The organism is Streptomyces sp. Ag82_O1-12, assembly GCF_900182715.1.
Classification (GTDB): domain Bacteria; phylum Actinomycetota; class Actinomycetes; order Streptomycetales; family Streptomycetaceae; genus Streptomyces; species Streptomyces massasporeus.
Window position 1 is genome coordinate 6,265,969 of sequence record NZ_FXUW01000001.1, and the last position, 22,082, is coordinate 6,288,050.

General features: G+C 71.3%; 19 protein-coding genes. 13 read left to right on the forward strand and 6 right to left on the reverse strand.

What is annotated here, in order from left to right; all coding sequences use genetic code 11:
* The first annotated feature begins 11 nt into the window (after positions 1-11).
* Positions 12-725, forward strand: coding sequence for a glycoside hydrolase family 12 protein (locus tag QOL88_RS28825; protein WP_097221163.1), 714 nt, complete (start codon positions 12-14; stop codon positions 723-725).
* Positions 726-755: 30 nt separating this feature from the next.
* On the opposite strand, the gene QOL88_RS28830 is transcribed toward QOL88_RS28825, so the two are convergent.
* The 3 genes from QOL88_RS28830 to QOL88_RS28840 all read right to left on the reverse strand — a co-directional run bounded on the left by QOL88_RS28830 (position 756) and on the right by QOL88_RS28840 (position 4,432).
* On the reverse strand, positions 756-1,043 hold the full coding sequence (locus tag QOL88_RS28830) for a hypothetical protein (RefSeq protein WP_306456191.1): 288 nt from the start codon (positions 1,041-1,043) through the stop codon (positions 756-758).
* Between the two features lie 261 nt (positions 1,044-1,304).
* Positions 1,305-3,347: a glycoside hydrolase family 31 protein gene (locus QOL88_RS28835; protein WP_097221165.1), complete on the reverse strand. Its 2,043-nt coding sequence runs from the start codon at positions 3,345-3,347 to the stop codon at positions 1,305-1,307.
* Positions 3,348-3,418: 71 nt separating this feature from the next.
* Positions 3,419-4,432, reverse strand: coding sequence for a LacI family DNA-binding transcriptional regulator (locus tag QOL88_RS28840; protein ID WP_097221166.1), 1,014 nt, complete (start codon positions 4,430-4,432; stop codon positions 3,419-3,421).
* A gap of 348 nt (positions 4,433-4,780) precedes the next feature.
* On the opposite strand from QOL88_RS28840, the gene QOL88_RS28845 reads away from it, so the two are divergent.
* The 7 genes from QOL88_RS28845 to QOL88_RS28875 all read left to right on the forward strand — a co-directional run bounded on the left by QOL88_RS28845 (position 4,781) and on the right by QOL88_RS28875 (position 14,170).
* Entirely contained in the window at positions 4,781-6,721 is a 1,941-nt protein-coding gene (locus QOL88_RS28845; protein ID WP_097221168.1) for an acyl-CoA dehydrogenase family protein, read from the forward strand.
* 96 nt (positions 6,722-6,817) lie between these two features.
* A complete protein-coding gene (gene dxr / locus QOL88_RS28850; protein ID WP_097221170.1) occupies positions 6,818-8,074 on the forward strand; it encodes a 1-deoxy-D-xylulose-5-phosphate reductoisomerase in 1,257 nt (418 codons plus the stop codon).
* Positions 8,071-9,375 (forward strand): M50 family metallopeptidase, encoded by a 1,305-nt coding sequence (locus QOL88_RS28855; protein ID WP_502961621.1) that lies wholly within the window; start codon positions 8,071-8,073, stop codon positions 9,373-9,375. The genes dxr and QOL88_RS28855 overlap by 4 nt, the downstream gene beginning before the upstream one ends.
* 168 nt (positions 9,376-9,543) lie before the next feature.
* Positions 9,544-10,701, forward strand: coding sequence for a flavodoxin-dependent (E)-4-hydroxy-3-methylbut-2-enyl-diphosphate synthase (ispG, locus tag QOL88_RS28860; RefSeq protein ID WP_031103460.1), 1,158 nt, complete (start codon positions 9,544-9,546; stop codon positions 10,699-10,701).
* Between the two features lie 201 nt (positions 10,702-10,902).
* Positions 10,903-11,751, forward strand: a complete 849-nt coding sequence (locus tag QOL88_RS28865; RefSeq protein ID WP_097221172.1) for a GNAT family N-acetyltransferase — start codon at positions 10,903-10,905, stop codon at positions 11,749-11,751.
* A gap of 115 nt (positions 11,752-11,866) precedes the next feature.
* Positions 11,867-12,397: a GNAT family N-acetyltransferase gene (locus tag QOL88_RS28870; RefSeq protein ID WP_097221174.1), complete on the forward strand. Its 531-nt coding sequence runs from the start codon at positions 11,867-11,869 to the stop codon at positions 12,395-12,397.
* 72 nt (positions 12,398-12,469) lie between these two features.
* The gene (locus QOL88_RS28875; protein ID WP_097221176.1) at positions 12,470-14,170 is read left to right on the forward strand and encodes a proline--tRNA ligase; all 1,701 of its coding nucleotides are present in this window, start codon (positions 12,470-12,472) and stop codon (positions 14,168-14,170) included.
* A gap of 124 nt (positions 14,171-14,294) precedes the next feature.
* On the opposite strand, the gene QOL88_RS28880 is transcribed toward QOL88_RS28875, so the two are convergent.
* From QOL88_RS28880 to QOL88_RS28890, 3 genes are read right to left on the reverse strand one after another with little or no spacing between them, the layout of a single operon-like run.
* Positions 14,295-15,194 carry an aminoglycoside phosphotransferase family protein gene (locus QOL88_RS28880; protein WP_097221178.1) on the reverse strand — a complete coding sequence of 300 codons (900 nt, stop codon included), beginning with the start codon at positions 15,192-15,194 and terminating at the stop codon, positions 14,295-14,297.
* A 48-nt stretch (positions 15,195-15,242) separates the two neighbouring features.
* Entirely contained in the window at positions 15,243-15,707 is a 465-nt protein-coding gene (locus QOL88_RS28885) for a ferritin-like domain-containing protein (RefSeq protein ID WP_097221180.1), read from the reverse strand.
* Complete coding sequence (locus QOL88_RS28890; RefSeq protein WP_097221182.1) at positions 15,704-16,240, reverse strand: hypothetical protein; 537 nt, start codon at positions 16,238-16,240, stop codon at positions 15,704-15,706. The genes QOL88_RS28885 and QOL88_RS28890 overlap by 4 nt, the downstream gene beginning before the upstream one ends.
* Before the next feature lie 217 nt (positions 16,241-16,457).
* Here QOL88_RS28890 and rimP point away from each other — a divergent pair, with 217 nt between their 5' ends.
* The 5 genes from rimP to QOL88_RS28915 all read left to right on the forward strand — a co-directional run bounded on the left by rimP (position 16,458) and on the right by QOL88_RS28915 (position 22,050).
* Positions 16,458-16,958, forward strand: coding sequence for a ribosome maturation factor RimP (gene rimP / locus QOL88_RS28895; RefSeq protein ID WP_031111412.1), 501 nt, complete (start codon positions 16,458-16,460; stop codon positions 16,956-16,958).
* Between the two features lie 2 nt (positions 16,959-16,960).
* A complete protein-coding gene (gene nusA / locus QOL88_RS28900; RefSeq protein ID WP_031111413.1) occupies positions 16,961-17,959 on the forward strand; it encodes a transcription termination factor NusA in 999 nt (332 codons plus the stop codon).
* Positions 17,960-18,061: 102 nt separating this feature from the next.
* Positions 18,062-18,358, forward strand: a complete 297-nt coding sequence (locus QOL88_RS28905) for a YlxR family protein (protein WP_097221184.1) — start codon at positions 18,062-18,064, stop codon at positions 18,356-18,358.
* Between the two features lie 145 nt (positions 18,359-18,503).
* Positions 18,504-21,623: a translation initiation factor IF-2 gene (gene infB, locus QOL88_RS28910; RefSeq protein WP_097221186.1), complete on the forward strand. Its 3,120-nt coding sequence runs from the start codon at positions 18,504-18,506 to the stop codon at positions 21,621-21,623.
* Positions 21,624-21,756: 133 nt separating this feature from the next.
* On the forward strand, positions 21,757-22,050 hold the full coding sequence (locus tag QOL88_RS28915; RefSeq protein WP_097221188.1) for a DUF503 domain-containing protein: 294 nt from the start codon (positions 21,757-21,759) through the stop codon (positions 22,048-22,050).
* The last annotated feature ends 32 nt before the right edge of the window (positions 22,051-22,082 follow it).

Below are 22,082 nucleotides of genomic sequence, written 5' to 3' on the forward strand. Positions count from 1 at the left end.
GAAGGGACACCATGGCATCACGCACGCTGAGCAGGGTCACCAAGGCCCTGCTGGCCCCCGCCCTGGCCCTCGGCGCCACCGTCGGCCTCGCCTCAGCCCCCGCCTCCGCCGCCGTCTGGAACTCCTGCGACCAGTGGGCCCAGACCAACCTCAACGGCTACACGCTCTACAACAACATCTGGGGCGGCGGCGCCGGCAGCCAGTGCATCTGGGCCAACTCGGGCACCAATTGGGGCGTCTGGGCCAACCACCCCAACACCGGCGGCATCAAGTCCTACCCGAACCAGACGAAGGCGATCAACAAGTCGATCACCTCGCTGGGCTCGCTCTCCAGCAACTACAACGTCAGCGTCCCGTCGTCCGGCGCGTACAACACGTCGTACGACATCTGGGACACCGACCACGACTACGAGATCATGCTCTGGGTCAACAAGACCGGACCCGTCGGCCCGATCGGCTCCTCGCAGGGCAGCGTCAGCCTCGGCGGCCACTCCTGGAACGTCTTCAAGGGCACCAACGGCGCCAACGAGGTGTTCTCGTTCATCCGCACCTCCAACTCCAGCTCCGGAAACGTGAACATCCTGCCGATCCTGAAGTGGATCAAGGACACCAAGAAGTGGATGGGCAACGAGACGATCGGTGACGTGCAGTTCGGCTACGAGATCACCTCGTCGTCCGGCGGGCTGAACTTCACCACCAACAACCTGACGGTCAGCAGCAGCTGACCCGTCGCGGGGCCGGGGCCGGCCGCGCCGTCAGGCGCGGTCGACCTCGGCCCGCAGCACGTTGTGGTCCGCGAAGGCCGACTCGACCTCGTCGCGGGTCAGGCCGTAGCGGGTCAGGTCGTAGGTGTGCTCGCGGGCGCCCTCGGGGCGGGCGACCGCCGCGGGGAGCCGGGCCGCGTCGGCCTCGGTCCACCGGGCGCCGACGGCCGCGAAGAGCTTCGGGACGCCGGTCGCGGGATCGGAGCCGAGCCAGGAGTACGGGGCGTCCACCAACTGCTGCGCGGGGATGGCGGCCCGGGCCGCGAGCACCCGCGTCATGGCCCGGCTCGGCAGACCCAGCCAGGTGGCGCCGATGCCGGTCGGGTCGAGCGCGGCGCGAACAGATCCGTGCCCCGCCCCACCCGGCGCCCGGCCGTGATCGCCCGCCGCCGCTGCCGGCGAGGGTGAGGGCGAGCGGAGTCGAGGACACGCGGAAAACTACCCCCTGCACCTCGCCCGCACTGAACGGAAGGTGGCCGATCGAGCGAAAGGGGGTGGCCGGAAGACCTCCATCGATCCGGCCACCCCCCCTCGACACGGCTACTCCGCTACAGGCAGCCGTGCCCCGTCCCGCAGGAACAGCGGGATGCGGTCCAGCGGGGCGTCGACCGTCACGGCCCGGCCGCCCTCGTACGTCTCATCCGTCCACGCGTCCGTCCAGGACGCCCCCGCCGGCAAGTACGCCGTACGGGCGGTGGCGCCGGCCGTCAGCACCGGCGCGACCAGCAGGTCCGGGCCGAACAGATAGGAGTCGTCGACCGACCAGGCCGCCGGGTCGTCCGGGAACTCCAGGAACAGCGGCCGCATCACCGGCAGGCCCTCCTCGTGGGCCGCCCGCATCACGTCCAGCACATACGGCTTCAGCCGCTCGCGCAGGCGCAGGTACCGCTCCAGGATCGCCCCGGCCTCCTCGCCGTACGACCACACCTCGTTCGGGCCGCCGGTCATCTCCGGGCCCAGCGGCATGCCCGGGTCGCGGAAGCCGTGCAGCCGCATCAGCGGGGACAGCGCGCCGAACTGGAACCAGCGGACCATCACCTCCCGGTAGGCCGGGTCGTCCGGGTCGCCGCCGTGGAAGCCGCCGATGTCGGTGTTCCACCACGGGATGCCCGACAGGGCCGTGTTGAGTCCGGCCGCGATCTGGCGGCGCAGGGTCGGGAAGTCGGTGCCGATGTCACCGGACCACAGGGCGGCGCCGTAGCGCTGACTGCCCGCCCAGGCCGAGCGGTTGAGGGTGACGATCTCCTCCTCGCCGGTGGCGGCCAGGCCCTCGTAGAAGGTGCGGGCGTTCTCCGCCGGGTAGGCGTTGCCGACCTCCAGGCCCGGGCCCGCCCAGTAGCGCAGGTTCTCCTGGAAGCCCGGCTTCAGCTCCGGCTCGCACGCGTCCAGCCAGAACGCCGTGATGCCGTACGGGTCGAGGTAGTTCTCCTTCACCCTCGACCACACGAACTCCCGGGCGTCCGGGTTGGTGGCGTCGTAGAAGGCCACCTGGACCGTGGAGGCGACCTCCTTGTCGGGCCAGTCGGCGTGCGCCATCGGGCCGTACTGGGTGCCGATGAACCAGCCGCGCTGCTCCAGGACCGGGTGGTTCTCGCTCAGGGGCGACACCGACGGCCAGACGCTCACCACCAGCTTGATGCCGAGCTCCTCCAGCTCCCGCACCATCGCCGCCGGGTCGGGCCACTCCTTCGGGTCGAACTTCCAGTCGCCGAGGTGCGTCCAGTGGAAGAAGTCGCAGACGATCGCCGAGATGGGCAGCCCCCGCCGCTTGTACTCCCGGGCGACCGCCATCAGTTCGTCCTGGGTGCGGTAGCGCAGCTTGCACTGCCAGAAGCCCGCCGCCCACTGAGGCAGCATCGGGCTGCGGCCGGTCACCGCGCTGTAGCGGCGCTGGCCGCCGGCCGGGTCGCCCGCCGTGATCCAGTAGTCGATCTGCCGGGCCGAGTCGGCCACCCAGCGGGTGCCGTTGTGCGCCAGCTCCACGCGGCCGATCGCCGGGTTGTTCCACAGCAGGGTGTAGCCGCGGCTGGAGGTCAGCACCGGGATGCCGACCTCGGCGTTGCGCTGGATCAGGTCCAGCACCAGGCCCTTCTGGTCCAGGCGCCCGTGCTGGTGCTGGCCGAGGCCGTACAGCTTCTCGTCGTCGTAGGCGGCGAAGCGCTGCTCCAGGCGGTGGTGGCCGTTGCCGACGGCCGTGTAGAGGCGGGAGCCGGGCCACCAGAAGTGGGCGCGGTCCTCGGCGAGGATCTCGGCGGAGTCCTCCGTGCGCAGGAAGCGGATCAGACCCTCGGCGCTCACCTCGACGGTGAGCGCGCCGACGGTCAGCAGTCCCCGGCCGTCCTCGATCTTCACCGTGGCCGCCGTCGCGGGAGCCTCGTCGAGCAGGGCGCCCGGCAGCCCTTCGAGGACGGGGCCGCCGAGCCGGGCACGCACCCGGACCGCGTCCGGACCCCAGGGCTCGATCCGGACGGTCTCCTGGCGGCCGCTCCACTCCAGCGCGCCGTCCCGCTCGCGGAACGTGCCGACGGTCGGGGAGGACTGCGCCAAACTCACCTGGGGCTGGGTTTCAGCAGGTTGATTCACGAGGCGGGCTCCTGTGCGGATGCAGACATGGGGGTGCCCCGGAAGGGGCGCTGTTCTACGGCGGGGAGTGACTACGACCGGCTCGGCGCCGGCCCCGTACTGCCCCGTACCGTCAGCTCGGGCGCGAGCAGCACGACCTCGTCGCTGCCGCGTCCCTCGAGCTTGGCGACCAGGTGGTCCACGGCGTGCCGGCCCATCTCCTGCGCGGGGATGGCCACCGACGTGAGCCGCACCGAGGCCTGCATCGCGACCTGGTCGGGGCAGATCGCGACCACCGACACGTCCTCCGGCACGGCCCGGCCCTGCTGGCGCAGCACCGCGAGCAGCGGCTCGACCGCCGACTCGTTCTGCACGATGAGCCCCGAGGTGTCCGGACGTTCGTCGAGGATCCGGGCGAGCGTCACGGCCATCGCGTCGTACCCGCCCTCGCACGGCCGGTGCAGCAGCCGCACGCCCAGCTCCCGCGAACGGGTCCTGAGTCCGTCGAGGGTGCGTTCGGCGAAACCGGTGTGCCGCTCGTAGACGGCGGGCGCCTCCCCGATGACGGCGATGTCCTGGTGCCCCTGCTTGGCCAGGTGCTCCACGCACAGCGCGCCCGTCGCCCGGAAGTCCAGATCGACGCAGGTCAGACCCGCGGTGTCGGCGGGCAGCCCGATCAGCACGGACGGCTGGTCCGTCGCGCGCAGCAGCGGCAGCCGCTCGTCGTCGAGCTCGACGTCCATCAGGATCATCCCGTCGGCGAGCCCGCTGCCCGCCACGCGGCGCACGGCGTCGGGCCCCTCCTCACCGGTGAGCAGCAGCACGTCGTACCCGTGGGCGCGGGCGGAGGTGGCCACGGCGATGGCGATCTCCATCATCACCGGCACGTACATGTCCGTGCGCAGCGGGACCATCAGCGCGATGATGTTCGACTTGCTGCTGGCCAGGGCGCGGGCCCCGGCGTTCGGGTGGTACCCGAGCTCGCGGATGCTCTGCTCGACCCGCTGCCGGGTGTTCGCGGAGATGGACCGCTTGCCGCTGAGGACATAGCTCACCGTGCTCGCCGAGACTCCGGCGTGCTGGGCGACCTCGGCGAGGGTGACCATCCAGCTCTCCAAGCTCTTGTGAAGCGCTTCGACAGTGCGCGTAGCTGATAAGGGTGGGGGAGGGTGGTTCGACAGTAGCTCCAGCAGGAGTGGGTGTCCATAGGTTGTCGAAGCGCTTCGATGCCGATTTCCCGGAGCGCTCTCAGGGCAGGACTCCTCCCCTGTTACGGCACCTCGATGCAACACCGTCGTCGGGCGTGCGACAAGTGCCGGGCGTTCCGGGCCCCCTTCGGCTGAACGGACGCGCGAGGACTGGTGGGAGCGTCCGGATTCGGGTACCAACGATCCAGTAGCACTGGTCGGTAACGAAACGGTCCTCCATCTTCTAGTTGCGGCGAGGTGCCCCTCATGTCCGCTTCCACCACCCCCTCTTCCCGTCCCGCCGTCACCGAGCGGGAGGCCCGTGAGGTGGCGGAGGCCGCCCGGGAACAGCACTGGCGCAAGCCCAGCTTCGCCAAGGAGCTGTTCCTCGGCCGCTTCCGGCTCGACCTCATCCACCCCCACCCCCTCCCGGACGAAGAGCTGGCCCAGCGTGGCGAGGAGTTCCTCGCCAAGCTCCGCGACTTCGTCGAGACGAAGGTCGACGGGGGCCTCATCGAGCGCGAGGCCCGCATCCCCGACGAGGTGATCGATGGTCTGAAGGAGCTCGGCGCCTTCGGCATGAAGATCGACACCAAGTACGGCGGGCTCGGCCTCGGGCAGGTGTACTACAACAAGGCGCTCTCCCTGGCCGGTTCCGCCAGCCCCGCGATCGGCGTGCTGCTCTCCGCGCACCAGTCGATCGGCGTGCCCCAGCCCCTGAAACTGTTCGGCACCCAGGAGCAGCGGGAGCGCTTCCTGCCGCGCTGCGCCCGCACGGACATCAGCGCGTTCCTGCTCACCGAGCCCGACGTCGGCTCCGATCCGGCCCGCCTCGCCACCACCGCGATCCCGGACGGCGACGACTACGTCCTCGACGGCGTGAAGCTGTGGACCACCAACGGCGTCGTCGCCGACCTGCTGGTCGTCATGGCCCGGGTCCCGAAGAGCGAGGGCCACCGCGGCGGCATCACGGCCTTCGTCGTGGAGACGAACTCGCCGGGCGTCACCGTCGAGAACCGCAACGCCTTCATGGGCCTGCGCGGCATCGAGAACGGCGTCACCCGCTTCCACCAGGTCCGCGTCCCCGCCGCCAACCGCGTCGGCGAGGAGGGCCAGGGCCTGAAGATCGCCCTGACCACGCTCAACACCGGGCGGCTCTCCCTGCCGGCCTCCTGCGTCGCGGCCGGCAAGTGGTGCCTGAAGATCGCCCGGGAGTGGACGGCGGCCCGCGAGCAGTGGGGCAAGCCCGTCGCGCACCACGAGGCGGTCGGCTCCAAGATCTCCTTCATCGCGGCCACCACCTTCGCCCTGGAGGCCGTGACGGACCTGGCCTCGCAGATGGCCGACGAGGACCGCAACGACATCCGCATCGAAGGCGCCCTCGCCAAGCTGTACGCCTCCGAGATGGCCTGGACGATGGCCGACGAACTCGTCCAGATCCGCGGCGGCCGCGGCTTCGAGACGGCCGACTCCCTGCGGGCCCGCGGTGAGCGCGGCGTCCCCGCCGAGCAGCTCCTGCGCGACCTGCGCATCAACCGCATCTTCGAGGGCTCCACCGAGATCATGCACCTGCTGATCGCGCGCGAGGCCGTCGACGCCCACCTCTCGGTCGCCGGCGACCTCATCGACCCCGAGAAGTCCCTCGGCGACAAGGCGAAGGCGGGCGCGAACGCGGGGGCCTTCTACGCCAAGTGGCTCCCCAAGCTGGTCGCGGGCCCGGGCCAGCTCCCCACCTCCTACGGCGAGTTCAAACGCGAGGTGGACCTCTCCGGACACCTGCGCTACGTCGAGCGCACCGCCCGCAAGCTCGCCCGCTCCACCTTCTACGCCATGTCCCGCTGGCAGGGCCGGATGGAGTCCAAGCAGGGCTTCCTCGGCCGGATCGTCGACATCGGCGCCGAGCTGTTCGCCATGAGCGCGTCCTGCGTCCGGGCCGAACTCCTGCGCAGCCAGGGCGACCACGGCCGCGAGGCCTACCAGCTCGCCGACGTCTTCTGCCGCCAGGCCCGCATCCGGATCGAAGAGCTCTTCAACCGCCTGTGGGCCAACACCGACGACCTCGACCGCAAGGTCGTCAAGGGCGTCCTGTCCGGCACGTACGAGTGGCTGGAGCAGGGCATCGTCGACCCGTCGGACGACGGCCCCTGGATCGCGGACGCGACACCGGGACCCTCGCAGCGGGAGAACGTCCACCGGCCCATCAGGTAGACCCGGCCCCCCTGGGGGCGTGCACCGTCATGGCGCGCGCCCCCAGGAGGGGGATGCGCTGTCCTCACACACCGGCCTTACGGCAACAATGGAGCAATGAGCGACAGTCCAGCCCCCCTCGCCGACCCCCACCTCGTCTACGACCCCGTAGCGGGAAGTGGCCCGAAGGACGTGGTGATCCTCGGCTCCACCGGGTCCATCGGCACCCAGGCCATCGACCTCGTGCTGCGCAACCCGGACCGGTTCCGGGTCACCGGCCTGTCCGCCAACGGCGGCCGGGTCGCGCTCCTCGCCGAGCAGGCGTACCGGCTGCGCGTGCGCACGGTCGCGGTGGCCCGCGAGGACGTCGTACCCGCCCTGCGCGAAACGCTCACCGCGCAGTACGGCGCGAGCGAGCCGCTCCCCGAGCTCCTCACCGGCCCGGACGCGGCCACACAGCTCGCGGCCTCCGACTGCCACACCGTCCTGAACGGCATCACCGGCTCCATCGGACTCGCCCCGACCCTCGCCGCCCTGGAGGCGGGCCGCACCCTCGCGCTCGCCAACAAGGAGTCGCTCATCGTCGGCGGCCCGCTGGTCAAGGCCCTCGCCAAGCCCGGGCAGATCATCCCGGTCGACTCCGAGCACGCCGCCCTCTTCCAGGCCCTGGCCGCCGGCACCCGCGCCGATGTCCGCAAGCTGGTCGTCACCGCCTCCGGCGGCCCCTTCCGCGGCCGTACGAAGGCCGAGCTCGCGGGCGTCACCGTCGAGGACGCCCTCGCGCACCCCACCTGGGCCATGGGCCCGGTCATCACGATCAACTCCGCGACCCTCGTCAACAAGGGCCTGGAGGTCATCGAGGCACACCTCCTCTACGACATTCCCTTCGACCGCATTGAGGTGGTCGTGCATCCCCAGTCGTATGTCCACTCGATGGTTGAGTTCACGGATGGATCGACACTGGCCCAGGCGACCCCGCCCGACATGCGCGGGCCCATCGCCATCGGCCTCGGCTGGCCCGAGCGCGTGCCGGACGCGGCGCCCACCTTCGACTGGAGCAAGGCCTCGACCTGGGAGTTCTTCCCGCTCGACAACGAGGCCTTCCCCTCGGTGAACCTCGCCCGGCACGTGGGCGAGCTCGCGGGCACCGCCCCGGCGGTGTTCAATGCGGCGAACGAGGAGTGCGTCGAGGCGTTCCGCCAGGGCGCACTGCCCTTCAACGGGATCATGGACACCGTCACCCGGGTGGTCGAGGAGCACGGCACCCCGCGTACGGGAACCTCACTCACCGTGTCGGACGTCCTCGAAGCGGAGACCTGGGCGCGGACCCGGGCCCGGGAACTGGCGGCACAGACGGCGGAGGCCCGTGCATGACGACCCTGATGTTCATCCTCGGCATAGTCCTCTTCGCGGTCGGCCTGCTCGCCTCGATCGCGTGGCACGAGCTGGGGCACCTGTCCACCGCCAAGCTCTTCGGCATCCGCGTACCGCAGTACATGGTCGGCTTCGGCCCCACGATCTTCTCGCGCAACAAGGGCGAGACGGAGTACGGCATCAAGGCCATCCCGTTCGGCGGCTACATCCGCATGATCGGCATGTTTCCGCCCGGTCCCGACGGCCGGATGGAGGCCCGCTCCACCTCCCCGTGGCGCGGCATGATCGAGGACGCCCGCACCGCCGCCTACGAGGAGCTCAAGCCGGGCGACGAGAACCGCATGTTCTACACGCGCGCCCCCTGGAAGCGCGTGATCGTGATGTTCGCGGGCCCCTTCATGAACCTGGTCCTCGCGGTGGCGCTGTTCCTCACCGTCCTGATGGGCTTCGGCATCACCCAGCAGACCACCACGGTCAGCTCGGTCTCCCAGTGCGTCATCGCGCAGAACGAGAACCGGGACAAGTGCGAGAAGGGTGACCCGGCCGCCCCCGCCGCCGCGGCGGGCCTCAAGGCGGGCGACAAGATCGTCTCCTTCAACGGGGTGAAGACCGACGACTGGAACAAGCTGTCGGACCTGATCCGCGCCACCCCCGGCAGGGAGGTGCCGATCGTCGTCGAGCGGGGCGGCCAGGACGTCACCCTGCACGCGAAGATCGCCACGAACCAGGTCGCCAAGAAGGACTCCTCCGGCCAGATCGTCGAGGGCCAGTACGTCCAGGCCGGTTTCCTCGGCTTCAGCGCCGCCACCGGCGTGGTCAAGCAGGACTTCGGCGACTCGGTGACCTGGATGAGCGACCGGATCGGCGAGGCCGTCGACTCCCTGGCAGCCCTCCCCGGCAAGGTCCCGGCGCTGTGGAACGCGGCCTTCGACGGTGCTGAGCGCGAGGCCGACTCCCCGATGGGCGTGGTCGGCGCGGCCCGCGTCGGCGGTGAGATCTTCACCCTCGACATCCCGCCCACCCAGCAGCTGGCCATGGCCCTGATGCTGGTCGCCGGCTTCAACCTCTCGCTGTTCCTGTTCAACATGCTCCCGCTGCTGCCGCTCGACGGCGGTCACATCGCGGGCGCTATGTGGGAGTCGCTGCGCCGCAACCTCGCCAGGGTGCTGCGCCGGCCGGACCCGGGCCCCTTCGACGTGGCGAAGCTCATGCCGGTCGCCTACGTCGTCGCGGGGATCTTCATCTGCTTCACGATCCTCGTGTTGATCGCAGACGTGGTCAACCCGGTGAAAATCTCCTAGTCATACGGCGTTCACGGCGGCCCGGCAGGCTTTTCGCCGGGCCGCCTCCCATCGAGTGGCACGGTGGGTGGGATGTGCCCGCGCCGAGGCATGTGCCGTAATCTCGAAGCTCGGAGCCCGCTGCTCACGGGACCGGACCTTGATCCACGACTTGGGGTTGCACAGCAGATGACTGCGATTTCTCTCGGCATGCCGTCCGTTCCGACCAAGCTCGCCGAGCGCCGGAAGAGCCGCCAGATCCAGGTCGGATCCGTGGCCGTCGGCGGAGACGCCCCTGTCTCGGTGCAGTCGATGACCACGACGCGCACCTCCGACATCGGCGCGACGCTCCAGCAGATCGCCGAACTCACGGCCTCCGGCTGCCAGATCGTCCGCGTCGCCTGCCCGACGCAGGACGACGCCGACGCCCTCGCGACCATCGCCCGCAAGTCGCAGATCCCGGTCATCGCCGACATCCACTTCCAGCCGAAGTACGTCTTCGCCGCGATCGAGGCCGGCTGCGCGGCCGTCCGCGTCAACCCCGGCAACATCAAGCAGTTCGACGACAAGGTCAAGGAGATCGCCAAGGCGGCCCGGGACCACGGCACCCCGATCCGCATCGGCGTCAACGCCGGTTCCCTCGACCGGCGCCTGCTCCAGAAGTACGGCAAGGCGACCCCCGAGGCCCTGGTGGAGTCGGCCCTGTGGGAGGCGTCGCTCTTCGAGGAGCACGACTTCCGCGACATCAAGATCTCCGTCAAGCACAACGACCCGGTCGTCATGATCGAGGCCTACAAGCAGCTCGCCGCCCAGTGCGACTACCCGCTGCACCTCGGCGTCACCGAGGCGGGCCCGGCCTTCCAGGGCACGATCAAGTCGGCGGTCGCCTTCGGCGCGCTGCTCTCGCAGGGCATCGGCGACACGATCCGCGTCTCGCTCTCGGCGCCCCCCGCCGAGGAGGTCAAGGTCGGCATCCAGATCCTGGAGTCCCTGAACCTCAAGGAGCGCGGCCTCGAAATCGTCTCCTGCCCCTCCTGCGGCCGCGCCCAGGTCGACGTCTACAAGCTGGCCGAAGAGGTCACGGCCGGCCTCACCGGCATGGAGGTCCCGCTCCGCGTCGCCGTCATGGGCTGCGTCGTGAACGGCCCCGGCGAGGCCCGCGAGGCCGACCTCGGCGTCGCCTCCGGCAACGGCAAGGGCCAGATCTTCGTCAAGGGCGAGGTCATCAAGACCGTCCCCGAGTCCAAGATCGTGGAAACCCTCATCGAAGAGGCCATGAAGCTGGCCGAGCAGATGGAGGCGGACGGCGTGACCTCGGGCGAACCGTCGGTGGCGGTCGCGGGCTGAGCCTCTCCACGCTGTGGGCGGGGGCGGGCTTTCTCGGGGGCGCGGGGAACCGCGCACCCAGCCACGGAAAGTCCCGCACCCAGCCACGGAAAGTCCCGCAGCCGCCCACGGACCAGTACCCCCGAGCTCGAAGGCGCCCCGCCCAAGCAGCGCAGCTATAGTGCGGGGACCAGCCGCCCCCAGTGTGTGAGGCCCCCGCACGTGTTGACCCAGACGACCTCACGGGTCCTCGAACCGAGCGACCTGGACGCCGCGCTCGACGTCCTCGACCGCGAGCCGGTCGCGAACGCCTTCGTGACGTCCCGCGTGCAGATCGCCGGACTCGACCCGTGGCGGCTCGGCGGTGAGATGTGGGGCTGGTACGAGGACGGCATACTCACGTCCCTCTGTTACGCCGGCGCCAACCTGGTCCCGATCTGCGCCGGCCCGCGCGCCGTCCGCGCCTTCGCCGACCGTGCCCGCCGGGCCGGCCGCCGCTGCTCCTCCATCGTCGGCCCCTCCGGCGCCACCTCCGACCTGTGGCGGCTGCTGGAACCCCACTGGGGCCCGGCCCGCGAGGTCCGCCGCCACCAGCCGCTCATGGTCGCCGACCACCTCCCGGCCGACATCACCCCGGACCCCTACGTCCGCCGCGTCCGCAAGGACGAGATGGAAACGATCATGCCGGCGTGCGTGGCGATGTTCACCGAGGAGGTCGGCGTCTCCCCGCTGGCCGGTGACGGCGGCCTGCTCTACCAGGCCCGCGTCGCCGAACTCGTCGGCTCCGGCCGCGCCTTCGCCCGTTTCGACGCGGACGGCAAGGTCGCCTTCAAGGCCGAGATCGGCGCCGCGACGGACCGCGCCTGCCAGATCCAGGGCGTGTGGGTGGCCCCCGAGTACCGCGGCACCGGCCTGGCGGCCCCCGGCATGGCGGCGGTCCTGCGCTACGCCCTCGCCGACGTCGCCCCGGTCGTGAGCCTGTACGTCAACGACTTCAACACCGCGGCCAGGAGGACGTACCAGAGGGTGGGCTTCCAGGAAGTGGGAGCTTTCATGAGCGTCCTGTTCTGAAATGCCCCCAGGGGCGCGGGGCTGTATGCGACGTGCGCCTGTGCCGCGTGGGCGCGCTCAGCCGAAGACAGCCGGCACCCGGGTGACAACCGAAACCCCCCTGTAGGCTCCCCGCATGGACCTGGTGATCGGCCCGCTCGACCTCTCCGCCCACGTAGACGAGGCGCTGGCCATCCAAGCCGTGGCCTTCGGCCTAGGCCCGGACGAGGTAGCCGTCCGCCGCCAGATCGTCCTCCGCCACCTGACCTACCCGGGGGCGAGGGCGCTCGGCGCCACAGCCGACGGCACCCTCGTCGGCTTCGTCTACGGCATGCCCAACGACCGCACCCACTGGTGGTCCACCGTCGTCGAGCCCTACCTCCGGGCCCTGCGCCACGACCACTGGCTCGACGACTCCTTCGTGATCACCGAACTGCACGTCCACCCCGCGTACCAGAACCGCGGCCTCGGACGCTCCCTGATCACCACGATCACCGACGGCGCCGCCGAACCCCGCTCGATCCTCTCCGCGATCGACACCGACAGCCCCGCTCGCGCGCTGTACCGCTCCCTCGGCTACCAGGACCTGGCCCGCCAGGTCCTCTTCCCGAGCGCGCCGAAGCCGTACGCCGTCATGGGTGCCCCTCTGCCCCTGCGCCGCGGATAACCGATTTCCACCCCCGCGCACCCCCCGGATAACCTCCTGCCATCACCTACACGCAGCAGGAGCAGAGGAACCATGGCGAACGCACCGGTCCAGCGCATGTCCCAGTTGTTGGCGAAGACGTTGCGCGACGACCCGGCCGACGCCGAGGTCCTCAGCCACAAGCTCCTCGTCCGCGCCGGCTACGTACGCCGTACCGCCGCCGGCATCTGGAGCTGGCTGCCCCTCGGCAAGAAGGTGCTGGCCAACGTCGAGCGGATCGTCCGTGAGGAGATGGACGCCGTCGGCGCCCAGGAGGTCCTGCTCCCCGCCATCCTGCCGCGCGAGCCCTACGAGGCCACCGGCCGCTGGGAGGAGTACGGCCCCGAGCTGTTCCGCCTCCAGGACCGCCGGGGCGGCGACTACCTCCTCGGCCCCACCCACGAGGAGATCTTCACCCTCCTGGTGAAGGACCAGGCGTCCTCCTACAAGGACCTGCCCGTCATCCTCTACCAGATCCAGAACAAGTACCGCGACGAGGCCCGCCCCCGCGCCGGCATCCTGCGCGGCCGCGAGTTCCTGATGAAGGACTCCTACTCCTTCGACACCGAGGACGAGGGCCTCGCCAAGTCCTACGCCCTGCACCGTGAGGCCTACCAGAAGATCTTCGCGCGCCTCGGCCTCGACTACCGCATCTGCGCCGCGACGGCCGGCGCCATGGGCGGCTCCAAGTCCGAGGAGTTCCTCGCCCCGGCCGAGGCCGGCGAGGACACCTTCGCCGACTGCCCGAACTGCGACTTCGCCGCCAACACCGAGGCGATCACGTACGAGTTGACGTCCGTCGACGCCTCGGACGTGCCGGCCGCCGAGGACATCCCGACCCCCGACACCCCCACCATCGAGACCCTCGCCGCCTCCCTCGGCGTCCCGGCCTCGGCCACGCTGAAGAACCTCCTCGTGAAGGTCGACGGCGAGATCGTCGCCGTCGGCGTCCCCGGCGACCGCGAGGTCGACATCGACAAGGTCGAGGCGCACTTCGCCCCGGCCACCGTCGAACTGGTCACCGAGACGGACTTCGCGGCCCGCCCCGACCTGGTCCGCGGCTACGTCGGCCCGCGGGGCCTGGAGAAGGTCACGTACATCGCCGACCCGCGGGTCGCCCCGGGCACGGCCTGGATCACCGGCGCCAACAAGGCCGGCACGCACACCAGGAACGTCGTCGCGGGCCGTGACTTCGAGGTCGACGCCTACGTCGACGTCGTCGTCGTGCAGGAGGGCGACCCCTGCCCCAAGTGCGGCACGGGCCTCGTCCTCGACCGCGCCATCGAGATCGGCCACATCTTCCAGCTGGGCCGCAAGTACGCCGACGCCCTCAAGCTCGACGTCCTCGGCCAGAACGGCAAGCCGGTCCGCGTCACCATGGGCTCCTACGGCATCGGCGTCTCCCGCGCGGTGGCCGCCCTGGCCGAGCAGAGCGCCGACGACAAGGGCCTGTGCTGGCCCGCCGAGGTCGCCCCGGCCGACGTCCACGTGGTCGCCGCCGGCAAGGCCCTGCAGACCGAGCTGGCCCTCGACATCTCCGGGAAGCTGGCCGCCGCCGGTGTCCGGGTCCTGGTCGACGACCGCCCCGGCGTCTCCCCGGGCGTCAAGTTCACGGACTCCGAGCTGATCGGCGTACCGAAGATCCTCGTGGCCGGCCGACGCGCGGCCGACGGCGTGGTGGAGCTGAAGGACCGCCGCACCGGCGAGCGCGAGGAGCTGACGGTCGAGGAGGCCGTCGCCCGCCTCACGGCGTAGCACCGACGCCGCACGGCACAGCACCGACAGGGCCGGGCGGACTGGCCGAAATCAGTCCGCCCGGTACGCGAGGACGACGTCCCGGCCGGCGGTTCCGGGCGCGGCAGCCGGGCTCCCCGACGCCCTACAGCCAGCTCGCGAACTCCAGCAGCAGCTCCGCGTCGCGCGGCCGTCCGACCCGCCCCGCCCGCACGCCCGACTCCACGGCCCTGAACAGGGTCCAGCCCCGCAGCCGCTCCTGGTCCACGTCCAGGGACTCGGCCAGCCGCTTCACCCGGCGCCGGGTGGTGGCCGCGCCGGACGGCTGGGCGATCAGGTCCTCCACCCGGTCCCGGACCAGCCGGGCCAGATCGAAGGCGCACTCGCCGACCACCGGGTCGGGCCCCACGGCCAGCCACGGCATCCGCTCCGCGCCGAGCACCTTGCTCTGCCGGAACGTGCCGTGCAGCAGCCGGTGTTCGGGCGGCGCGGCCAGCAGCTCCTCGCGCGCCGCGAGCGCCAGGTCGACCAGCGGGGCCACCTCGGGGTCGGCCTGGGCCCGTGCCCGCATCGCCTCGGCCTGCCGCCCGGTCCGGTCGGCCACGGTCTCGAAGGGGACGTCGGCGGGGGGCTCCACCCACAGCCGCCGCAGCGTCCCCGCCGCCTCCAGCAACGCCTTGGCCTCCGGCAGCGACCGCACCGACACGTCCGGATGCAGCCGCTCCAGCAGCAGGACCCCCTCCGCGGAGAAGGGTTCCAGCAGCTGCACGGCACCGCGCCCCGCCCAGTGCGCCAGCGCGGCCCGCTCGGCCTCCGGGCGGGCCCGGCCCGGCGCCAGCTTGAGCACGGCGGGCGTCCCGTCGGCGGCCCGCACCAGGACGACCAGGCTGCTGCGCCCGCCGGGCACCTGCACCCGCTCCACGGTCAACTCGCGTAGCGCGACGGCCTGCTGCGCCGCCTCGGGCAGCTTCTCCAGCCAGTCGTCACCGTCCGGCGCCGTCTCACCGAGCGCCCTGACCAGACGCTTCGGCGGTTCGAAAACCATGCGCGAGTCGTTCCCTTCGTGCTGTCCGCGGTGCGTGCCCGGCCCGGGTCACGCCGTCGGCGCCGCCGAGGGCGGGGCCGTGCCGGCCCGCTCGGCGAGCCCAGGGAAGGCTACGCTCTCGCCGCGCCAGCGCACCGCCCGCACCGCCGCCTCCCGCAGCGCCTCGGCGGCCAGCGTCCGCCGCCCGCCGCCCGCCGCGCGCACCAGGTCGGAGTACACCCCCGCCACCCGGTCCTCCAGCTCGGCCGCGAGCCGCACGGCCGCCGCCGAGTCCGGCACCTGGAAGGGCAGCGCGTAACCGGCGGACGCGGCCACCGGCCGGCCCCCCAGGTCCTTCACCTCGCGCACCAGCGCATCCCTGCGCGCCCGGTGCGCGTCGTACGCCGTGCGTGCCTCGGTGCGCTGCCCGTCGCCGATCCTCCCGCCGACGATGCCGTAGCCGTACACCGCCGCGTGCTCGGCCGCCAGCGCCGCCTGCAGGGCGCGCAGCTCCCGGTCCTTCTCCTCGCTCACGCCTCACCCTCCGTCAGCAGATACACGTGCGCGGCCCCGGCCGCCGCCACCGACGCCAGCAGGCGTGCCAGCTCACCCGGGACCTCGCCGAGCGCCTTGGTCCGCCGGTCGGCGAGTTCCCGCTCCGCCGCGGCCAGCCCGGCGAGGGCGTCCTTGTCGTTCCCCGGCACGGCCGCGGACGGGGAGGCCGAGGCCGGCGAGGTCACCGAAGGAGAGGGGGAAGAGGACGCCGAGGGCGATGCTTTCCGGCCACCGCCGAACGCCCGCGCGTGCCGTACGACCTCCTCGCGCAGCGGCCCCAGCCGGCCCGCGAGCCCCGGACGGGCGGCGATCACCGCGTCGTAGCGCTCCACCAGGCCCTCGCTGTCCCGGGCCGCCCGCGCGCGTGCCCGGTCCGCCGACGAGTCCTCGCCGGCCGGTCCGCCGGAGTCCCCGCCGGTGCAGCCCGTCAGGGCGAGGGCCGCCGGGGCGACGGCGAGCAGACTCCTTCTGCGCGGCCCCGAGCGGGCACGCGGCGATGAGGGAAAGGGCACGTCAGACGTCCTCGGGGGCTCGTTTCGAGAAACATGCGAGAAGGAAGGGAGTGCAAGGGCTGCATGCCCGTGATCACGGTACCCGTGCCTCCGCCCGGCATCACTCAGCGGCACCGTTCGTGACCGGGTGGACGGCAACACTCCCCGCGACCGGATACCCTTTGACCAGACACGCGCCCCATCCCACAACAGCACACGCGGCCGAGGAGTCACCCGGATGAGCACCACCCAGAGCGAGAGGCTGCGAGAGCTGCTGGAGCCCCTCGTCACCTCTCAGGGCCTGGACCTCGAAGAGATCGAAGTGGACTCCGTCGGACGCAAGCGTGTGCTGCGCGTGGTCGTCGACTCGGACACGGGCGCCGACCTGGATCTGATCGCCGATGTGAGCCGCGCGCTCTCGGCGAAGCTCGACGAGACGAACGCGATGGGCGAGGGCGAGTACACCCTCGAGGTGGGCACCCCGGGCGCTGAGCGCCCCCTCACGGAACACCGGCACTACGTCCGCGCCACGGACCGGCTGGTGAAGTTCCAGCTGTCCGAGGGCGGCGAGTTGGTCGCCAGGATCCTGAAGGTCGACGACGAGGGTGTCGACACCGAGGTGCCCGGAGTGAAGGGCCGCAAGGCCACCGCGCGCAGAATCGCCTTCGACGACATCGTCCGGGCGCGTGTCCAGGTCGAGTTCAGCCGCAAGGACAACAAGAAGGAAGAGGAGGCGTAGCCGTGGACATCGACATGAGCGCCCTGCGGGGCTTGGTTCGGGAGAAGGAGATCTCCTTCTCCCTGCTGGTCGAGGCGATCGAGTCGGCCCTCCTCATCGCCTACCACCGCACCGAGGGAAGCCGCCGCCACGCGCGCGTGGAGCTCAACCGGGAGACCGGCCATGTGACCGTGTGGGCGAAGGAGGACCCCGACGACCTCGAGGAGGGCCAGGAGGCCCGCGAGTTCGACGACACCCCGTCCGGCTTCGGCCGTATCGCCGCCACCACGGCCAAGCAGGTCATCCTGCAGCGCCTGCGCGACGCCGAGGACGACGCGACGCTCGGCGAGTACGCCGGCCGTGAGGGCGACATCGTCACCGGCGTGGTCCAGCAGGGCCGCGACCCGAAGAACGTGCTCGTCGACATCGGCAAGCTCGAGGCCATCCTGCCGGTGCAGGAGCAGGTGCCGGGGGAGACCTACCCGCACGGCATGCGCCTGCGCTCCTACGTCGTCCGGGTGGCCAAGGGCGTCCGCGGGCCCTCCGTCACCCTGTCGCGCACGCACCCCAACCTGGTGAAGAAGCTCTTCGCCCTGGAGGTGCCGGAGATCGCCGACGGCTCGGTGGAGATCGCCGCGATCGCCCGTGAGGCCGGTCACCGCACGAAGATCGCCGTACGGTCCACCCGCTCCGGTCTGAACGCCAAGGGCGCCTGCATCGGCCCCATGGGCGGCCGGGTACGCAACGTCATGGGCGAGCTGAACGGTGAGAAGATCGACATCGTCGACTGGTCGGAGGACCCGGGCGACATGGTGGCGAACGCGCTGTCCCCGGCCCGTGTCTCCAAGGTGGAGATCGTGGACATGGCGACCAGGTCGGCCCGGGTGACCGTGCCCGACTACCAGCTCTCCCTGGCCATCGGCAAGGAGGGGCAGAACGCCCGTCTCGCGGCCCGGCTGACCGGCTGGCGGATCGACATCCGCCCGGACACGGAACCGGCCGGGAACGGCTCCGAGGAATAGATCCAAGCCGCGGGCCGTTCAGATCACGACAGGTTCATGCGCGCCAACTGTTCGAATCCTGCCCCAAAGGGGTGAGGCGCGCACGGGGAGGTAGACTTAAAGGTGTCTGGCCGGACGCGCGCCCGAGCATGCCCTGAACGCACCTGTGTGGGGTGTCGGGAGCGAGCGGCCAAGACCGAGCTGTTGCGGATCGTGACGATCAAGGACGCATGCGTTCCTGATCCAAGCGGTACGCTGCCCGGCCGGGGTGCGTACGTTCACCCCGCTCCGGTCTGTCTCGACCAGGCGGTACGCCGCCGAGCGTTCCCGAGGGCACTGCGCGTCCCGGGACCGCTCGACACAAAGGCGTTGCGCCGATACGTCGAGCAGACGACAGTTGCCGAGCAGGCAACACGGTAAGACGTGCCGTACGGAACCCCGTGCGGCTAGGTACCTCGCGAGTCGAAAGCAGGTCGAGATTGCGATGAGCACTCGATGAGTACGCGATGAGTACGCCCATGAACTAGCGACGGTCCGGACGCAACCCGGACCTCAAAGGAGCGAAGTGGCTAAGGTCCGGGTCTACGAACTCGCCAAGGAGTTCGGCGTCGAGAGCAAGGTCGTCATGGCCAAGCTCCAGGAACTCGGTGAATTCGTCCGTTCGGCGTCTTCGACGATCGAAGCGCCTGTTGTACGCAAGCTGACGGACGCCCTCCAGCAGGGCAGCGGAGGCGGCAAGCCCGCCCCTGCCCGCAAGGCTGCCCCGGCGAAGCCGGGCGCCCCCTCTCCCGCGCAGGCTGCCCGTCCGGCCGCCCCGCGCCCGCCGGCCCCGAAGCCGGCAGCGGCCGAGAAGCCCGCGGCTCCGGCCGCGCCGGCCACTCCCGGCCCCCGTCCCACCCCGGGCCCCAAGCCCGCGCCGCGGCCCGCCCCGGCGTCCCCGGCTCCGACCGCGCCCGAGTTCACGGCGCCCCCGTCGGCGCCCGCCGCCCCGGCCGCCTCTCAGGGGCAGGGCCAGGGCCAGGGTCAGGGCTCCGGCTCGCGTCCGGGCGCCCCGCGTCCGGCCGGCCAGTCGCCGCGTCCGGGTGCTCCGCGCCAGGGCGGTCAGGGCGGCCAGGGCCGTGGTGAGCGTGGCGACCGTCCCGGCGCTCCGCGTCCGGGTGGCGGCGCCCCGCGTCCCGGTGCCCGTCCGGCGGGTCCCCGTCCGGGCAACAACCCGTTCACCTCTGGTGGCTCCACCGGCATGGCGCGCCCGCAGGCGCCCCGTCCGGGCGGCGCCCCGCGTCCGGGCGGCCCCGGTGCCCCCGGCGGTGCCCCGCGTCCGCAGGGCCAGGGTCAGGGCGGTCCCCGTCCGCAGGGTGCCGGCGGCGGTCCTCGTCCGCAGGCTCCGGGCGGCGCGCGTCCGACCCCGGGCGGCATGCCCCGCCCGCAGGGCGGCGGCCCGCGTCCCGGCGGCGGTCCCGGCGGTGCGCGTCCGAACCCCGGCATGATGCCGCAGCGTCCTGCTGCCGGCCCGCGTCCCGGCGGCGGTGGCCCCGGCGGCCGCGGTCCCGGTGGCGGCGGTCGTCCCGGTGGCGGCGGCGGTCGCCCGGGTGGCGGCGGCTTCGCCGGTCGTCCCGGTGGCGGCGGTGGCGGTTTCGCCGGTCGTCCCGGTGGTCCCGGTGGCGGTGGCGGCGGTTTCGCCGGTCGTCCCGGTGGTCCCGGCGGCGGTGGCCGTCCCGGCTTCGGTGGTCGTCCCGGCGGTCCCGGTGGCCGTGGTGGCACGCAGGGTGCCTTCGGCCGTCCCGGCGGTCCCGCGCGTCGTGGTCGCAAGTCGAAGCGGCAGAGGCGCCAGGAGTACGAGGCCATGCAGGCCCCGTCGGTCGGCGGTGTGATGCTGCCTCGCGGCAACGGCGAGACTGTTCGCCTGTCGCGCGGTGCCTCGCTCACCGACTTCGCGGAGAAGATCAACGCCAACCCGGCGTCGCTCGTCGCGGTCATGATGAACCTCGGCGAGATGGTCACGGCCACGCAGTCCGTCTCCGACGAGACGCTGCAGCTCCTCGCCGACGAGATGAACTACACGGTTCAGATCGTCAGCCCGGAGGAGGAGGACCGCGAGCTCCTCGAGTCCTTCGACATCGAGTTCGGCGAGGACGAGGGCGACGAGGAGGACCTGATGGTCCGCCCGCCCGTCGTCACCGTCATGGGTCACGTCGACCACGGTAAGACCCGGCTCCTCGACGCCATCCGCAAGACGAACGTCATCGCGGGCGAGGCCGGCGGCATCACCCAGCACATCGGTGCCTACCAGGTCGCGACCGAGGTCAACGAAGAAGAGCGCAAGATCACCTTCATCGACACCCCGGGTCACGAGGCGTTCACCGCCATGCGTGCCCGTGGTGCGCGGTCGACGGACATCGCGATCCTCGTCGTCGCGGCCAACGACGGCGTCATGCCGCAGACGGTCGAGGCGCTCAACCACGCCAAGGCGGCCGAGGTCCCGATCGTCGTCGCGGTCAACAAGATCGACGTCGAGGGCGCCGACCCGACCAAGGTGCGCGGTCAGCTGACCGAGTACGGCCTGGTGGCCGAGGAGTACGGCGGCGAAACGATGTTCGTCGACATCTCCGCCAAGCAGGGTCTGCACATCGACTCCCTGCTGGAGGCCGTGGTCCTCACGGCCGACGCCTCGCTCGACCTGCGGGCCAACCCGCACCAGGACGCGCAGGGCATCTCGATCGAGTCCCGCCTCGACCGCGGCCGTGGCGCCGTGTCGACGGTCCTCGTCCAGCGCGGCACCCTGCGAGTCGGCGACACCATGGTGGTCGGCGACGCGTACGGCCGAGTCCGGGCGATGCACGACGACAACGGCAACAGCGTTGCCGAGGCCGGCCCGTCGACGCCGGTTCAGGTCCTCGGCCTGACCAACGTCCCGGGTGCGGGCGACAACTTCCTGGTGGTGGACGAGGACCGTACGGCCCGTCAGATCGCCGAGAAGCGCGCCGCCCGCGAGCGGAACGCCGCGTTCGCCAAGCGCACGCGCCGCGTGTCGCTGGAGGACCTGGACAAGGTGCTGAAGGCCGGCGAGGTCCAGCAGCTGAACCTGATCATCAAGGGTGACGCTTCCGGATCCGTCGAGGCGCTCGAGTCCTCGCTGCTCCAGCTGGACGTCGGCGAAGAGGTCGACATCCGCGTCCTGCACCGTGGTGTCGGTGCGGTCACGGAGTCCGACATCGACCTGGCCATGGGCTCCGACGCCATCGTCATCGGCTTCAACGTGCGCGCCGCCGGGCGTGCGCAGCAGATGGCCGAGCGCGAGGGTGTCGACGTCCGGTACTACTCGGTCATCTACCAGGCGATCGAGGAGATCGAGGCGGCCCTCAAGGGCATGCTCAAGCCGGAGTACGAAGAGGTCGAGCTCGGTACGGCGGAGATCCGCGAGGTCTTCAAGTCGTCCAAGCTGGGCAACATCGCGGGTGTTCTCATCCGCTCCGGCGAGGTCAAGCGCAACACCAAGGCGCGCCTCATCCGCGACGGCAAGGTGGTCGCGGAGAGCCTCAACATCGAGGGTCTGCGTCGCTTCAAGGACGACGTCACCGAGATCCGCGAAGGGTTCGAGGGCGGTATCAACCTCGGCAACTTCAACGACATCAAGGTCGACGACGTCATCGCGACGTACGAGATGCGCGAGAAGCCGCGCGTCTGACCTGAGCCACGATCGGGGCCGATCGACGGGACTTATTCCGTCGATCGGCCCCGGCCGTTGCGTGTACGGTTCCCGTATTCGCGTCGAAGCATGGCGCCCGTACCCCGAACCGGCGGGACATCCGGATACACACATGTACGTGGGGACTCTGTCCTTCGATCTGCTCCTCGGCGACGTCCACTCGCTCAAGGAAAAACGCTCTCTCGTCCGCCCGATCGTGGCCGAACTCCAGCGCAAGTACGGGGTGAGTGCGGCGGAGACGGGGAACCAAGACCTCCATCGCAGGGCCGAGATCGGGCTCGCGGTGGTCTCGGGGGAGCCGGGACACCTCACCGACGTACTGGACCGCTGTGAGCGGCTCGTCGCCGGGCGGCCCGAGGTCGAACTGCTCTCGGTTCGACGCAGGCTCCACAGCGACGAAGACTGAAGCAACGAGTAAGCACTTAAGGAGACGGACCA

What these genes read in the sequence shown, in the direction of transcription:
- QOL88_RS28840 (WP_097221166.1), bottom strand. Translation starts at nt 4,432, where the DNA reads ATGGTCACCCTCGCCGAGGTCGCCCAGCACGCCGGAGTCTCGGCGAGC.
- rimP (WP_031111412.1), top strand. Translation starts at nt 16,458, where the DNA reads ATGAGCACCACCCAGAGCGAGAGGCTGCGAGAGCTGCTGGAGCCCCTC.
- QOL88_RS28915 (WP_097221188.1), top strand. Translation starts at nt 21,757, where the DNA reads ATGTACGTGGGGACTCTGTCCTTCGATCTGCTCCTCGGCGACGTCCAC.
- ispG (WP_031103460.1), top strand. Translation starts at nt 9,544, where the DNA reads ATGACTGCGATTTCTCTCGGCATGCCGTCCGTTCCGACCAAGCTCGCC.
- QOL88_RS28845 (WP_097221168.1), top strand. Translation starts at nt 4,781, where the DNA reads ATGTCCGCTTCCACCACCCCCTCTTCCCGTCCCGCCGTCACCGAGCGG.
- QOL88_RS28880 (WP_097221178.1), bottom strand. Translation starts at nt 15,194, where the DNA reads ATGGTTTTCGAACCGCCGAAGCGTCTGGTCAGGGCGCTCGGTGAGACG.
- QOL88_RS28870 (WP_097221174.1), top strand. Translation starts at nt 11,867, where the DNA reads ATGGACCTGGTGATCGGCCCGCTCGACCTCTCCGCCCACGTAGACGAG.
- QOL88_RS28825 (WP_097221163.1), top strand. Translation starts at nt 12, where the DNA reads ATGGCATCACGCACGCTGAGCAGGGTCACCAAGGCCCTGCTGGCCCCC.
- QOL88_RS28830 (WP_306456191.1), bottom strand. Translation starts at nt 1,043, where the DNA reads ATGACGCGGGTGCTCGCGGCCCGGGCCGCCATCCCCGCGCAGCAGTTG.
- QOL88_RS28875 (WP_097221176.1), top strand. Translation starts at nt 12,470, where the DNA reads ATGGCGAACGCACCGGTCCAGCGCATGTCCCAGTTGTTGGCGAAGACG.
- dxr (WP_097221170.1), top strand. Translation starts at nt 6,818, where the DNA reads ATGAGCGACAGTCCAGCCCCCCTCGCCGACCCCCACCTCGTCTACGAC.
- QOL88_RS28855 (WP_502961621.1), top strand. Translation starts at nt 8,071, where the DNA reads ATGACGACCCTGATGTTCATCCTCGGCATAGTCCTCTTCGCGGTCGGC.